The organism is Flavobacteriales bacterium, assembly GCA_020635795.1.
Lineage (GTDB): Bacteria > Bacteroidota > Bacteroidia > Flavobacteriales_E > Vicingaceae > Vicingus.
In genome coordinates this window covers 273,793-289,450 of the sequence record JACJZD010000001.1, presented here as the reverse complement: position 1 = coordinate 289,450, position 15,658 = coordinate 273,793, and the positions used below count along the sequence as shown (strand labels likewise).

At 33.7% G+C, this 15,658-nt stretch carries 14 protein-coding genes and 1 tRNA gene; 9 read left to right on the top strand and 6 right to left on the bottom strand.

Annotated features, from left to right (window positions below; all coding sequences use genetic code 11):
* Positions 1–76: 76 nt before the first annotated feature.
* The 6 genes from H6589_01245 to H6589_01220 all read left to right on the top strand — a co-directional run bounded on the left by H6589_01245 (position 77) and on the right by H6589_01220 (position 4,929).
* A complete protein-coding gene (locus tag H6589_01245; GenBank protein MCB9173213.1) occupies positions 77–1,549 on the top strand; it encodes a proline--tRNA ligase in 1,473 nt (490 codons plus the stop codon).
* A 14-nt stretch (positions 1,550–1,563) separates the two neighbouring features.
* Positions 1,564–2,253, top strand: a complete 690-nt coding sequence (locus tag H6589_01240; GenBank protein ID MCB9173212.1) for a hypothetical protein — start codon at positions 1,564–1,566, stop codon at positions 2,251–2,253.
* Between the two features lie 75 nt (positions 2,254–2,328).
* Positions 2,329–2,400: transfer RNA gene (locus H6589_01235), tRNA-Glu, on the top strand.
* A 136-nt stretch (positions 2,401–2,536) separates the two neighbouring features.
* Positions 2,537–2,788, top strand: coding sequence for a 30S ribosomal protein S20 (locus H6589_01230; GenBank protein MCB9173211.1), 252 nt, complete (start codon positions 2,537–2,539; stop codon positions 2,786–2,788).
* A 226-nt stretch (positions 2,789–3,014) separates the two neighbouring features.
* On the top strand, positions 3,015–4,007 hold the full coding sequence (gene gap, locus H6589_01225; protein MCB9173210.1) for a type I glyceraldehyde-3-phosphate dehydrogenase: 993 nt from the start codon (positions 3,015–3,017) through the stop codon (positions 4,005–4,007).
* Positions 4,008–4,056: 49 nt separating this feature from the next.
* Positions 4,057–4,929, top strand: coding sequence for a T9SS type A sorting domain-containing protein (locus tag H6589_01220; protein MCB9173209.1), 873 nt, complete (start codon positions 4,057–4,059; stop codon positions 4,927–4,929).
* Between the two features lie 28 nt (positions 4,930–4,957).
* Here the strand turns inward: H6589_01220 and H6589_01215 are convergent, their stop codons facing one another.
* Together H6589_01215 and aroB are read right to left on the bottom strand one after the other, a co-directional pair.
* Positions 4,958–6,139, bottom strand: coding sequence for a 3-phosphoshikimate 1-carboxyvinyltransferase (locus tag H6589_01215; protein MCB9173208.1), 1,182 nt, complete (start codon positions 6,137–6,139; stop codon positions 4,958–4,960).
* Positions 6,140–6,232: 93 nt separating this feature from the next.
* Complete coding sequence (aroB, locus tag H6589_01210) at positions 6,233–7,306, bottom strand: 3-dehydroquinate synthase (GenBank protein MCB9173207.1); 1,074 nt, start codon at positions 7,304–7,306, stop codon at positions 6,233–6,235.
* Between the two features lie 108 nt (positions 7,307–7,414).
* Between aroB and H6589_01205 the strand changes: the two genes are divergently transcribed.
* The 3 genes from H6589_01205 (at position 7,415) to H6589_01195 (ending at position 11,597) form a co-directional block, all read left to right on the top strand.
* Complete coding sequence (locus tag H6589_01205; GenBank protein MCB9173206.1) at positions 7,415–8,596, top strand: proline dehydrogenase family protein; 1,182 nt, start codon at positions 7,415–7,417, stop codon at positions 8,594–8,596.
* Position 8,597: 1 nt separating this feature from the next.
* Positions 8,598–10,202 carry an apolipoprotein N-acyltransferase gene (gene lnt, locus H6589_01200; protein ID MCB9173205.1) on the top strand — a complete coding sequence of 535 codons (1,605 nt, stop codon included), beginning with the start codon at positions 8,598–8,600 and terminating at the stop codon, positions 10,200–10,202.
* A 123-nt stretch (positions 10,203–10,325) separates the two neighbouring features.
* Positions 10,326–11,597: an alginate export family protein gene (locus tag H6589_01195; protein ID MCB9173204.1), complete on the top strand. Its 1,272-nt coding sequence runs from the start codon at positions 10,326–10,328 to the stop codon at positions 11,595–11,597.
* A gap of 7 nt (positions 11,598–11,604) precedes the next feature.
* Here the strand turns inward: H6589_01195 and H6589_01190 are convergent, their stop codons facing one another.
* The 4 genes from H6589_01190 to H6589_01175 form a co-directional block, all read right to left on the bottom strand.
* The gene (locus tag H6589_01190) at positions 11,605–12,351 is read right to left on the bottom strand and encodes a sulfite exporter TauE/SafE family protein (GenBank protein ID MCB9173203.1); all 747 of its coding nucleotides are present in this window, start codon (positions 12,349–12,351) and stop codon (positions 11,605–11,607) included.
* A gap of 124 nt (positions 12,352–12,475) precedes the next feature.
* Positions 12,476–14,488: a thioredoxin family protein gene (locus H6589_01185; protein ID MCB9173202.1), complete on the bottom strand. Its 2,013-nt coding sequence runs from the start codon at positions 14,486–14,488 to the stop codon at positions 12,476–12,478.
* An 81-nt stretch (positions 14,489–14,569) separates the two neighbouring features.
* Positions 14,570–15,253 (bottom strand): queuosine precursor transporter, encoded by a 684-nt coding sequence (locus tag H6589_01180; protein MCB9173201.1) that lies wholly within the window; start codon positions 15,251–15,253, stop codon positions 14,570–14,572.
* Between the two features lie 72 nt (positions 15,254–15,325).
* Entirely contained in the window at positions 15,326–15,625 is a 300-nt protein-coding gene (locus H6589_01175) for a hypothetical protein (protein MCB9173200.1), read from the bottom strand.
* Positions 15,626–15,658: the final 33 nt, after the last annotated feature.

Sequence of the window (15,658 nt, the reverse complement as noted above, 5' to 3'; positions counted from 1 at the left end):
TAAAATTCACTTAATTTTACCGACTTATTAAACAGTTGATTAAAGCTAAGTTAATCAATTATTATACCCAAAATAAATGGCAAAAGATTTTACAACAAGAAAAGAAGATTATTCGCAATGGTATAACGAATTAGTAGTTAAAGCTGATTTAGCAGAACACTCTGCTGTTAGAGGGTGTATGGTTATTAAACCTTATGGTTATGCCATTTGGGAAAAAATCCAAGCACAGTTAGATAAAATGTTTAAAGAAACAGGTCATGTTAATGCTTATTTTCCACTTTTTATTCCAAAATCGTATTTAAGTAAAGAGGCCGACCATGTTGAAGGTTTTGCTAAAGAATGTGCTGTTGTTACTCATTACCGCTTAAAAAACGCTGAAGATGGCAGTGGTGTAGTTGTTGACCCAGATGCAAAATTAGAAGAAGAATTAATTATCAGACCAACATCAGAAACCATTATTTGGAATACATACAGAGGTTGGATTCAATCATACAGAGATTTACCATTGTTAATTAACCAATGGGCAAATGTGGTGCGTTGGGAAATGCGTACACGCTTGTTTTTAAGAACAGCCGAATTTCTTTGGCAAGAAGGACATACAGCTCATGCCACACAACAAGAAGCAATTGAAGAAGCTGAAAAAATGTTGGAAGTTTACGCCACTTTTGTAGAAAATTTTATGGCTATTCCTGTATTAAAAGGAGTAAAAACCAAAAACGAACGTTTTGCTGGTGCTCTAGAAACGTATTGTATTGAAGCATTAATGCAAGACGGAAAAGCTTTACAAGCAGGAACATCACACTTTTTAGGTCAGAATTTTGCTAAAGCTTTTGATGTAAAATTTGCGACAAAAGAAGGAACACAAGAATACGTTTGGGCAACCTCTTGGGGAGTTTCAACTCGTTTAATGGGAGCATTAATTATGGTGCATTCAGATGATGAAGGCTTAGTATTACCTCCAAATTTAGCTCCAATACAAGTTGTTATTGTTCCTATATACAAAGGCGAAGAGCAATTGGCTGAAATTTCAGTTCACGCATTAAAAATGAAAGCTGCACTTGAAGCAAAAGGCATTTCTGTAAAATTTGACGATAGAGATACACACAAACCTGGTTTTAAATTTGCGGAATACGAATTTAAAGGTGTTCCTGTTCGAATTGCAATTGGACCAAGAGACATTGAAAATGGCACTGTTGAAGTAGCCAGAAGAGACACTAAAGAAAAAGAAGTTTTACAACAACAAGATATTGCTATTAAAATTGAACACTTGTTACAAAACATTCAAGCTAACTTGTATCAAAAAGCCATTGATTTTAGAGAAGAAAACACCAATAAGGCGGATAGCTGGGAAGAGTTTGAAAAACTATTGGATAAAGGAGGGTTTGTTTTAGCACACTGGGATGGAACACCCGAAACTGAAGACAAGATAAAAGAAATGACTAAAGCAACAATAAGGTGCGTTCCTTTAAACAACAAACAAGAATCAGGAAAATGTATTTTAACTAACAATCCATCAACTCAACGCGTAGTGTTTGCGAGAGCGTACTAACCAAAATTTAAACCATGTCAACATCTTCTAAAAACCAAATTATTGAAGTTTTAAAACGCAAAGCCAGTTTAAAGCAAAGCGTTTTTAGAAAAACCATTGATGTTTTTAACGATTTTAAAACCGAAGCAGAAAAATTAGCCGAAGAATTAAAATCGGACATGGAAAAAATTGATAAACATGTAGTTATAGAGTTTCAAGTTAAAGGCGATTTTGAATTTCACATTAAATTTGGTGGCGATATATTGGTCTTTTACATGCACACCAACGTGTTCGATTTCCCTAAAAACCACAACATTTGGGACAACTCTTATGTAAAAGAAGACGAGTTACGAGCTTATTGTGGCATGATAAACATTTACAATTTTTTGGCCGACTCTATGAAATACAACAGAGTTAATGACGTGGGTTATTTGGTTGGACGATTTTTTGTAAACAACGATTTACACTACTTTGTTGAGGGAAAAAAACAAATGGGAATTTTATTCAACGATTTTATAAATGAAACCATTAATCCAAAAAAAGTAAGAGCAATTATCGAAACATCTATACTTTATTCGTTAGACTTTGATTTGTTAACCCCGCCCTACAATAACATGAGAGAAGTGAGCGTAATGGATATTATTGAGGTAACCAATGCCATGAAAATAAAAACTGGAAAACGTTTAGGCTTTAAGTTTCAAACAGATAGCGATAATTTCGAATAAATTATTTGAAATTTATTTGCAGACAAAAGAAAAAAATATACATTTGCACTCCTAAATTTATAGGATCATAAATTAGGCCCGTTCGTCTAGGGGTTAGGACGCCAGGTTTTCATCCTGGAAACAGGGGTTCGATTCCCCTACGGGCTGCAAAAGATAAAAACCACTTCGATTTAATGAAGTGGTTTTTTATTTAAAAATAAAAACTGAAATTGTTTGGATATTGTAAAAAATTCATACATTTGCAGTCCTTAAAAAATTAAGTATAATTTAAGATTTAAACATTATGGCTAATCACAAGTCGTCAATCAAAAGAATAAGACAAACTATTGCGAAAACTTTACGTAATAAATATCAACATAAATCAACGCGTAATGCAGTTAGAGATTTAAGAAAATCTACTGATAAAAAAGAAGCTGCTGCTATGTTGCCAAAAGTATCTTCAATGCTTGATAAATTAGCTAAAAGAAACATTATTCATAGAAATAAAGCTGCAAACTTAAAGTCTAGTTTAACTAAACATGTTGCAGGTTTATAATTTATTATAATCGCATTTTAAAAAGACTCCCGATAGCTATCGGGAGTCTTTTTTTTTTGAAATAACCCCACTTAAAAAATAGTTAAGCCCAACTATACCGCAAACAACTAGCTTTTCGGAAAACAATTAAAACTTTAGTTTCGGCATTACTCAACCTAATCAGCTTTTCTCCCGAAAAGCCATTAAGTTTGAGTATATTTTCTAACTTTGAATAAAATAAACAACCATGATAAGAGTAGCGATAAACGGTTTTGGAAGAATAGGAAGAGTTTTTACTCGTGCCTTAGAAAACCACCCAGCCATTAATTTAATTGCCATAAACGATTTAGCCGACACAGCTACTATGGCTCATTTAATTAAGTATGACTCGGTACACGGCAGATTTCATGGGACGGTTGACCACACCGAAACCGAAGTAATTTTAAACGGAACTCCTATAAAAGCTTTTCATGAAAAAGACCCTGCTAATTTACCTTGGGCTGATTTAAACATTGATTTTGTAGTTGAATGTACAGGCTTCTTTTTAACCAGAGAACTGGCTCAAAAACACATAACCGCAGGAGCTAAAAAAGTGATTATTTCTGCTCCAGCTAAAGATGCCGACATAAAAACAGTGGTACTTGGTGTTAACGAATCTATTTTAAACGATACCGACACCATTATTTCCAACGCTTCTTGTACTACCAATGCGGTTTCGCCAATGATAAAGATATTAAGCGAAATTGCCGAAATAGAAACCATTTACATTTCTACCATACACTCTTACACCAACGACCAACGTTTACACGATGCTCCACACAAAGATTTACGTAGAGCAAGAGCTGGCGCGTTATCAATTGTTCCAACCACTACAGGAGCTGCAAAAGCTATCACCAAGATTTTTCCAGAATTAAAAGGAAAAGTAGAAGGAGGAGCTATTCGTGTTCCTGTACCAGATGGTTCGTTAATTGACATTTGTGCGGTAATAAAAAATAACATTACCGTAGAGCAAATTAATGCTGCCTTTAAAAAAGCTGCTAACAACCAATTAAAAGGTATTTTAGAATACACCGAAGATGAAATTGTTTCAATTGATATAGTAGGCAACTCACACTCGTGTATTTTCGATGCTCAGCTAACCACAGTTATCGGAAACATGGTAAAAATTGTAGGCTGGTACGACAACGAAGCTGGCTACTCCAACCGTTTAATTGATTTGATTGAGAAGATTAGTAAGTAAGTTTTTTCTTACATTTGATAAGTTTTTCCTTCAAAAAATATTCAATTGTATGAGATATATTCTTGTCTTACTTGTATCCTTATTGCCATTAAGATTTAGCGCTCAAATTATTACTGCTGGACAACAATTAATAAATGGCTATTACTTTGATATTATTCCTGATACAGTTTGTAATAGCGGAGGTAGTCCTTTTGGATTTCAGAAAATATATAACATTGATTTGAATGACGATGGAATAATTGATTTTGAGATAAATCCATTAGATGGTAGTGGTCAAAATGGTGCATACAAAAGATGTGCTATTATACCAAAAAACAGCAATGAGATAGCACTATCATTAACATTAGACTCATGTTTTGGAAATCCGAGCATGTATCCTACCCCACCTCATCTTGCTTACACCTATAAGTTAGCTCATGGATTTGCAATGAATGACACAATTAATATATTTGGAAATTGGATTGATTCAACTGCCCTTCTAAGCTATAATCATTGGGTTATTGCCAGCTTTAATTGTAGTGGTGGTAATTTTTACGATAACTCAAAATATATTGGAGTTAGAGTATTTCATAATCAAGACACTTTATACGGCTGGATAAAAATCAAAGATTTAACATCTACTTCGGTTACAATTGAAGAATTTGCTTGTAATATTAATTCTACTTCAATACAAGAAAATAAGTCTAGTTATTTTCTTGTATACCCAAACCCTACAACTACTCATATTACAATAGAATTCAAACAATTGTTTCAACAAATTTATATTTCAATACTAAGCATTAAAGGTCAAGAAATTAAAAAATTCGATTTTTCATCAAAATCAAAATTTGATTTAGATTTAAGTGAATTAACTAATGGAATATACTATGTTAAAGTAAATAACGGTGATTCTGTATTTTTTACAAAAATCATAAAAGAATAATTCTAAATTTATTATCATTAAAAAAATTTCACTTTTCAAACCCAACACTCTTTAAATCTTCCCAAAAATTGGGGTACGATTTAACCACTACATTTTCATCTTCAATAGTTATAGGGTAAAGCAACCCCAACGGAGCAAATGCCATCGCCATACGGTGGTCGTCGTAGGTTTTAATACTCGTCATTGCGAGACACGAAGCAATCGTATTATCACGAGCAGATTGCTTCTCTCCACTACGTTCCGTTCGCAATGACGGTAAAATAATTAAATCATCTCCTTCAACCTCAACGCAATAATTTAGTTTCGTTAACTCCGTTTGCAATGCGGCAATTCGGTCGGTTTCTTTTATACGCAAGGTATGTAACCCAGTAAATTTTGCAGGCACATTTAACGCAGCACAAGTTACAGCAACAGTTTGAGCAATATCGGGGCATTCGGTAAAATCAAGAACAAAGTTAGAAGTTGGAAGTTGGAAGTTGGAAGCTTTAGTTAGTCGTATTCCGTTTTTAATAAACTCGGTGTTAACTCCAAATTGCTCGTATATTTTTTGTACCACGGCATCGCCCTGCAAACTGTTTTGTTGTAATCCGTACAATGTTACATCAGCTTTATCAGCCAAAGCCACCATACCATACCAATACGATGCAGCACTCCAGTCAGCTTCTATAAAAAAATCTTTAGCGATATATTTTCCAGATTTTATTTCCATCCCTGTACTATTCCAAATCAATTCCGCACCAAAGTAACGCATAATTTGAGCCGTCATTTCCAAGTAAGGTTTTGAGGTAATATCTCCTAAAAACGTTATGTTTAAGCCTTTTTCTAAATACGGTGCAACAAGCATTAATGCCGAAATATACTGACTACTTACCGAACCATCAATTTCAATGCTACCTCCAGCAAGTTTTTTACCCTTTATCTGCAATGGCGGATAACCTTCATTTTTTAAATAAGTAATGTCTGCACCAAGTGTTTTAAGTGCACCAACCAAAATTTTAATTGGTCGTTCTTGCATACGCTCCGAACCAGTTAGCGCAAATTCACCTTCTTTAATTGCTAAAAAAGCAGTTAAAAAACGCATAACTGTTCCAGCGTGTCCAACATCAAAAATGATGTTATCGTTAGAAAGTAACTTTAATAAGGTTTGGGTATCTTTTGCTTCAGCTAAATTTTTTATTTCAAAATTTAATCCACTCAACACTTTTATCATTAACACTCTATTGCTAATGCTTTTCGATGAAGTAAGCTCAATGTTTCCAGTTAAAATTTTACTATTATGAGAAAGTGTTATAGCCAAAACAATTTACTGATATATGGTATTATAAAAATGTAGCGATTCAATAATTAAATCGGTGTCTACTTTATGATCGAAAGTACCTTCCCCTATACTTTTTATTAAGGTAAAATTCACATTCGATTTACTGTTTTTCTTGTCGTTTTTCATCAATTCCAACATCACATGAAATTCTTCCAATTTCAACGTTGGTAATTTATAAAATTTGGCAAAAGTTGCCGTAATATCGTTCAATTCAGTTTCAGTCAACCCATTTATTTTGTGAGAAATAAACGCTTCGCAAATCATACCTATGGCAATGGCTTCGCCGTGTAACAAGGGCAAATCGTCGCCACTTAAATAATGAGTTTCTACGGCATGTCCAACGGTATGACCAAAATTCAAGATTTTACGCTCTCCTTTCTCTTTTGGGTCGTTTAACACAATGTTGTTTTTTATCTCTACCGATTGTGTAATTAATTTCGACCAAAAAGCGGCATCAGAAAGCATTCCTTTTTTCAATTTACTCCAATAATCAGCATCAGCAATTAAAGCATGCTTTAAAGCTTCAGCATAACCCGACATCATTTGTCGTTTATCTAATGTTTTTAAAAAATCAGGATAAATAAATACGGCTTTAGGTTCGTTAAAAACACCCACCATATTTTTCAGCCCATCTAAATCAACTCCTACTTTACCCCCAACTGAAGCATCTATTTGCGATAACAATGTAGTAGGAATATTGATAAAATCAATTCCTCTTTTATATGTAGAGGCAACAAAACCGCCCATATCGGTAATTACACCTCCACCTAAATTAATCAACAAAGCATTTCTATCAGCTTTGTAATCTGCAAGGGTTTTCCATAACTGATAACAAATGTCAATGGTTTTGTTTTCTTCACCACTTTCAATTTCAATAATTTCAGCTTTTTCGAGTGGTTTTACTTGTGCAATCAATTGAGTAGCACAACTGTTCAGCGTGTTTTCATCAACCAACAAAAACAGTTTCGATTTTTGGTAAGATACTAAGTATTCGTTCAACAACAATAACACATCGTTTCCAATAAAAATTTCGGAGTTAAGTGTTTTATATGTTTTAATACTTTTAGGCATTCTTTAAGTTTAATTTATTCGTAAAAATACCACTTTTAAGGTAAGTGAAACCAAAAAAATCTTCTACTTTCGCATAATATTTTACACTTTTGGCATATGGTAAATTTTGACGACACCGAAGTAGCCTTTAAAGGCAAAAATCAAGCTGATTTAAACCGAAGCTATTGGTTGTTTAAAATAATCAGTTGGAGTTGGTTGATTAAAATGGGTCCAACCATGTTAAAAATATTAATGCCTCTCCGCTTTCCTATTCCAGTCATAAAATCAACCATTTACAAACAATTTTGTGGAGGAGAAACCATTAACGAATGCGACGAAACCATTAATAATCTTGGAAAAAACAATGTTAAAACCATTTTAGATTATTCGGTTGAAGGCAAAGAAAGTGAAACCGACTTTGATGCGAACGTATTAGAAACTATTGCAACGGTTAACAAAGCAAAAACCACTAAACTGATTCCATTTTCTGTGTTTAAAGTAACTGGTTTTGCAAGATTTGCTTTGCTCGAAAAAATAAATGCTAATCAAGATTTAACCCCAACAGAAACGGCAGAATTTGAAAGAGTAAAAGCTCGAATTGACAAAATGTGTGGTGCTGCATCAGCTGCTGGAATTCCAATTTTTATTGATGCAGAAGAAACTTGGATTCAAAACACCATTGACGATATTGCAATGGATATGATGAGAAAATACAACAAAGAAAAGGCAGTTGTATTCAACACCATCCAATTGTATCGTTGGGATAGATTGGACTATCTTAAAGCCGTAACTAAAATTGCCGAGCAAGAAAATTTCTTTATTGGAATGAAATTAGTTAGAGGTGCATACATTGAAAAAGAAAGAGAACGAGCCGCCGAAAAAGGCTACAAAGACCCTATGCAACCTGACAAAGCAAGTACCGATAAAGATTTTAATGCCGCTTTAAAATATTGTGTTGAAAACATTAATAGAATTGCATTTTGCTGTGGTTCGCATAACGAAAATAGCACACAAATTTTAATTGATTTAATGCAAGAACACCATATTGCATTAGACGACCAACGAGTATATTTTGCTCAATTATTAGGCATGAGCGACCACATCAGCATGAATTTAGCACAAAAAGGTTATAACGTAACAAAATATGTTCCTTATGGTCCCGTTAAAGATGTAATACCTTACTTAATTCGAAGAGCAGAAGAAAACACTTCGATTGCTGGACAAACTGGACGTGAATTATCATTAATTTTAAAAGAAAAAGAACGTAGAGAAATGTTTCCAGCAATTATAAAAAAATAAGATGCAAAAACTAAAACTTCTCGGCTTATCTATTTTAAGTGGTTTACTGATGGGCATTTCTTGGCCTGAAACTGGAAACTTAGCACCTTTATTTTTTGTGGCTTTAATTCCTTTACTTTATGTAGAATACCACCTATTTCAAAACAAAGCAAAATCGATAACGGTTTTTGGCTATGCCTACTTAGCCTTTTTGGTTTTTAACACTTTTTCTACCTGGTGGATTTGGTATGCCTCAGAAGCAGGAATGGTTATGGCAGAAGTGTTAAATTCACTTTTTATGGCAACCATATTTATGTGGTTTCACAACATTAAAAAAAGGTTAGGAACAAACAAAGGCTATTTTGCTTTAATCGTAATGTGGTTAGGCTTTGAATGGCTGCACTACAATTGGGATTTATCTCACCCGTGGTCAACCTTTGGAAATACTTTTGCCAATTACACCAATTTAATCCAATGGTACGAATACACTGGAGCATTGGGTGGTAGCTTATGGATTTTGTTGGTAAACATTTTGGTTTTTAACCTATTCCGTAAAATTGTTTTATTAGGCAACAAATGGAAGGAGGAAGTAAAGTTAATACTCATTTTAGCTCTTTTAATTATTGTGCCAATTGTAGCATCATTAATTATTGGAAGTAATTATACCGAAGCCGAAAACCCAATTGAAGTCGTGGTTATACAACCAAACATCGACCCATACAAAGATAAATTTGGAGGTATGTCGGAAGCACAACAGGTAGATAGGATTTTATCGTTAGCAAAACAAAAAATGACGACGACCACCGATTTCGTGGTTGCTCCTGAAACTGCCATACCTAGAGGTTGCTTAGAAATTGAATTAGAAGATAATTATGGTGTAATTGAAGCCAAAAGACTTCTAACTGATTTCCCAAAAAGCAAATTAATAATTGGTGCTAACACTTACATCGATTACGCTAAAAGTAATGAAAAACCTACGGCAACTGCTCGACCTGATGAACAAACGGGTGGATGGTACGATGCTTTTAATACTGCTTTACAAATTAAACCCTACGAAGAAATAAAAATTTACCATAAATCGAAATTAGTGTTGGGTGTAGAAAAATTACCCTTTGCCAGAATTCTAGCTCCATTCGAAAAATATGCAATCAATTTGGGTGGTACCATGGGTAGTTTGGGCGTAGAAAAAGAAGCCAAGATTTTTGAAAATGAAACTGCTAAAATTGCTCCTGTTATTTGTTACGAGTCTATTTATGGCGAATACGTAACCGACTATATTACAAAGGGTGCTAATGTTATTTTTATTATTACCAACGATGGTTGGTGGGAAGATACTCCTGGTTATAAACAACATTTAGCATATGCGAAAATGAGGGCTATTGAAACCCGAAGAAGCATTGCAAGAAGTGCAAATACTGGTATTTCATGTTTTATCAATCAAAAAGGAGAAATTTTACAAGCTACCAAATGGTGGGAACAAGCTGTTATTTCAGGAAAAATTAACCTAAACAGTGAGTTAACCTTCTACTCCAAACATGGTGATTATATTGGTAGAGTTTCAGCCTTTATTGGTGCTTTGTTAATTTTCTGGAGTTTGTCGTTGTACTTCAAACAAAAATTCGTTTAATTTTTTAAGATAATGATTTAAGTCATAAACTACATGAAGAGTATTACTTTTCTTTGCGTTATATTTTATAATACATAGCGTAAAAAAATGCTTCGCTTAAACATCATAACTAGTTTCTGTTGCATGGTAGCATTTTTGTTTTTTTGCACCAACAATTTAGTTGCTCAAGATACCACACATTTTAAAGAGTTCAATGTTGATTTAGAGTTTAGACCACGTGCAGAATACCGCGATGGTTACAAACAATTAAAAAACGATACTACAAGTCCTTCTTATTTTGTAAACCAACGAACTCGATTAAATATTACGTATCAAACCGACAAATTAATTTTTCATACTTCTTTACAAGATATTCGACTTTATGGTCAAACAGGGCAATTTTCAAGTTCAGGAAGTATCGGAGTTTTTGAAACTTATATCGAACCCATTCTATCGAAAACTACTTCTATTAGAATTGGTCGCCAAAAATTAGATTTAGACAACAACCGCTTATTTTCTCCAGCAGATTGGTCACAACAAAGCAGGGCTCATGAAGGTATTCGTTTCATCTATAAAAATAAAAAAGTGCTTTCGGAAATATTGGGTGCTTTTAGTCAAAGTAACGAAAACGTTTTTCAAACCAACTATTCTCCAATGGGCTTTAACAACTACAAAATGTTGGGTGTGCATCATCTAAAATGGCAAGTAAGCGAAAAAACTACATTAACGACGATAAACGCTACGGATGGTTTTGAGCATAAAACAAATCAACAAGTGCTTTTTTTAAGAGCGACAAGTGGTGGACGAATAGAATTTAAAACCAATAAGTTTTATGCAACCATTTCAGGTTATTACCAATACGGGAATACACCTAACGGAGTAAAATTATCGGCATTTTACGTTCAACCAGAAATAAAGTACAAGCCTTCAGAAAAGTTAACCACATGGCTTGGTGCTGAACTATTAAGTGGTGATGATGCTTCCAAAAAAAGCAAGGTCTCTAATTCGTTTGAGCCATTGTATGGTGTAGCGCATCGATTTATGGGGCGAATGGATTATTTTACTTCCTTTCCTAAAGACGTTAAAAATGGTGGATTAATCAATCCATACCTATTTATTCAATACGCTTTCAGTAAAAAATGCTCTATTAAAAACGATGCTCACTTATTTTACACTCAAAATAATGTTTTAGATAAAAACAACAACATCATCCATCCATTTTTAGCCTTTGAAAACGATATCTCCATAAAATATAAGTTTAACGAGTTTACCACGCTCGACGGTGGATTTGCTTTTATGCTTGCTGAAAAAAGTATGGAAACAATAAAAGGAGGGAATAGTTCCTTAACACCAACGTGGGCATTTATCATGATAACGTTTAAACCAGAACTGTTTCACTACAAAAGCAAACAGTAGTAATTGGTTATATAGAAAACAGCTTGATACAAGCCGTAAGCAATACGAAAGCTAGCAAATATCGTAGAATCTTGTTGTTGAATTTCTTACTACCTAAATACCCACCAAGAAAACCTCCTACTACTGCAATAGCTACTAAAATTAATGCTTGAGCATCGATATGTACTCCACTACTAAACTGACCTGCTAGCCCAGCTGCAGAATTTACCCAAATAAATAACGCTGAAACAGCAGCAGCTTCTTTCATATTTCCCCATTTCATTAACAAGATAACAGGGCTTAAAATAATTCCTCCACCAATGCCAATTAATCCTGAAAAGAAACCAATAGAACCACCCACACTTAATCCTTGCCAAATTTTTATTTCCTTCGTTTCATTCGTTTCTTTTCCAAAAACATTTAACATCTTTAAAATTGCAAAAACCAACAGCACTCCCAATATTTTTTTATACAACGAAGCATCAATTTCTATCATACCACCTACAAAAGCCAGGGGAATTGAAGTTATAGCAAAAGAGAAAAACAATTTTTTATTAAAATGACCCGATTTTGCATAATGCAGAAACGATATTCCTGCAACGAATAAATTTAAGACCAATGCTGTTGGTTTCATTGTTTCAGGTGCAAACCCAAATAATGCCATTAATGCCAAATATCCACTTGCCCCACCATGTCCGACAGCAGCATACATAAATGCCACCAAAGGCAAAATCATCAAGAAAATCCAAATGTTTTCAATCTCAAACAGATTCATACTTATTATTTAAAACGTTAACTGTAAAAAAATAAACCTATTTGGTTATATTTTCAAACATATAACGAAAGTACTTTTCTAGAAGTAATTAAAACATGATTTAAATCAATGTCGAAAAATATTTTTAATTGATTATTTGAAAAGTTGGTGCAACCTCATCTTTCTTTTCAATACTTTTAAATGTAACTATTCCACAATCTAAATACGCCTTATACTCCTTTTCATCGTCCATATAACCAATAGGGTTTGCCAACAACTCACCATCTGGCGAAAGCATTACATAATACGGTTGAGAATTATTATTGAATACATGGGTTTGAAAAGTAGCCCATTTGTTTCCAATGGTTTTGATGGTTTTCTTTTTAACAATTCCGTTAGCATCAAATTCAAAAACACCTTGTTCATTCTCTGGTAATTTAACTTTGTCATCTACATAAAGTGAAACCAACACAAAATCGTTTTTCAGTCTTTCTTTTATTTCAGCAACTGTCCAAACGCTTTCCTCCATTTTACGACAATTTACACAAGCCCAACCTGTAAAATCGATAAGTAATGGCTTGTTTGTTCGTTTGGATTCAGCCAATGCTTCATTAAAATCAGTAAACTCTGCATGGAATGTTTCATTTTCGTACCAACTGTAAAATGCTGGTGGTGGAAATCCACTCAAAAAGTTATGGCTCCATGGTGAACTTTTAAAAATACCAGTTGAGATGTAAATAGTAAACAGCACAATTATTGTGGTAAAAATAATTCTAAATCGTGAAAACTTGATAATTGGCGAATCATGTGGGAACTTTAAGATGCCTAACAAATATAGTGTTAACCCTACTCCTATTATTGTCCAAATTAAAAAGAATGTTTCACGTTGTATTAAACCCCATTGCATTACTAAATCGGCATTTGATAAGAATTTTAATGCCAATGCTAGTTCGATAAATCCTAAAACAACCTTAACAGAATTTAACCAACCTCCAGATTGAGGCAAGTTTTTCATGATACTAGGAAAAGCAGCAAACAAAGCAAAAGGCAAACCTAAAGCTACTCCAAACCCACTCATGGCTGCTGTAATTGGCCAAGGTCCATTTTTTAGTGAATTTCCTAGTACCGTTCCTAAAATCGGTCCTGTACAAGAAAATGAAACCAATGCTAATGTTAATGCCATAAAAAAGATACCCAATATACCACCAACATCCGATGCTGAATCAGCCTTATTGGTTAGCTTACTTGGCAAAGTAATTTCGAAAAATCCAAAAAATGAAATTGAGAAGATTAAAAATACAGCGAAGAAAATCACGTTCAACCACACGCTGGTAGCTATTTCATTTAATACCTCTGGGTCGGTGTTAAAATGAAATGGAACGCTCAATACCGCGTAAATTAAAAAGATGAAAAAACCATATAAAACAGCTCGACCCAAACCTTTCTTTCCGTCTTTACCACCTTTGGTAAAAAAGCTTACTGTCAAAGGAATCATCGGAAAAACACAAGGAGTTAGCAAAGCTATTAAACCTCCAATAAATCCAAAAAGAAACACTAACCAAACATTGCTTATTTCCTTTTTCTCACCGCAATCACTCAGGGGTTCGTCTATCTTCATATTGGGTAATTGAGGGATAATTTTGGAAACATCTCCTGCAACTCCAATTTCAGCATTACTGATTGAAGCACCATTCATGGCAAAATCTAAGTCAACAATTTCGGGAGGCAGACACATTTCTGCATTACAAACCATCGATTCAAGAGTTCCTTCAATTCTAAATGGAGCGTTATTTTTAATTTTTATTTTTTGTGTAAATATAGCTTCCACTTCATGATAGTTTAAATCCATATTAAAATTTGGATCAAACTCGGTTTTATATTTTCCTTCTGTAGGTTTACCAACTAATTCATAATTATCAGAAGGAGCAAACACAATTGTAGTTGCTATTGGTCCATCATTGCTTGGAAGTTCAATTGCATATAAATGCCACCCTCTCTCTATAGTAGCTTTTATAACTAATTCAGCTTCTGTTTCGTTTATTTTTTTAGTCTCGTACGACCAAGCAACGGGATCGTAAATTTGTGCTTGCAGACTAAATAGTGATAATACAAAAACAACTAAAACTGTGAGAGATTTTTTTAGGAAATTGAACTTCATACTTAAATTTTTATCGATTGTAAAGTTAATGATTCTGATTGCAGTTAAATCATCTTTTTAAATGGCTTTTGTTAATAGACGTTAAAAACTTACTTCCTGACAATCGTTCAATTTGAATTTTCTTTTTAAAAGATAGGTAAAGAGATAAAAGAAAGGTGTATCCAATAAAGCAACCAACACTTTAAATAAGAAACCACTTATTAAGAGTGTTCCAAACATATCCCATTTAATGGCATTAAAAGAACACAACAACAGTAAAACTACACAGGTATCGACAAATTGAGAAGTAATGGTGGAAAAGTTGTTTCTTATCCACAAATGTTTTCCGTTGGTAAGTTGTTTTAAATAATGAAATATTTGAATGTCGATAAATTGAGCAAACAAATATGCCAGCATCGATGCTGCAACTGCAACTCCAGTTAACCCAAACACATTATTAAAAACATTATCATTTACTGGCGACCAACTCGTTGCAGGAACAAGGGAAGAAATAATCACGACTAACATTACTACAACTGAAGCTATTAACCCAACTTTTACAACTTGATTTGCTCGTTGCTTCCCATATATTTCAGAAATTAAGTCGGTAACTAAAAAAGTGAGCGGATAAGGTATTAATCCTACCGATAACTCAAAATTAAAAAGTCCCATTGGGTTCCAACTAAAAAATTTCTGAAAAATTAAATTACACGAAACCAACAAGGCAATAAATAATCCTGCTAAAAGAAAGTAATAGAATTCGGCAGAAGATTTTAGTTTGCTCATAAAACAAAAATAAGCTAAAAATGAAAAACCTCGCAATGGGAGGTTTTTCATTTGACTATACTTATCTTATTTCTAATAAAATTTGATTTCATGTATTCTTCTAGTCGGAAGAATAATCGTCTGTTTTAACAGAATATTCTTGTCAGTTACTCCCCAAATGGTAGTTTCTACCGACTTTAAGCCTTCGTTATCTTCAAACAATATTTTTACCTTTCCTTTGTAAGCATTACCAAGTTTTAAGGCTTTGTCTAAAGCTGCTTTCAACTCTTTTTGCTTTTCTGCATCTTTCAACACTTCTTCTTTTGGAAAAACCAATTTAGCGATATCTTCTTTCTCCACAATTTGTGGAACATGAGTAGTAGTTGAGTTCATAGCAAAATTTTTAGGAGTTAAACAATGTTAGTT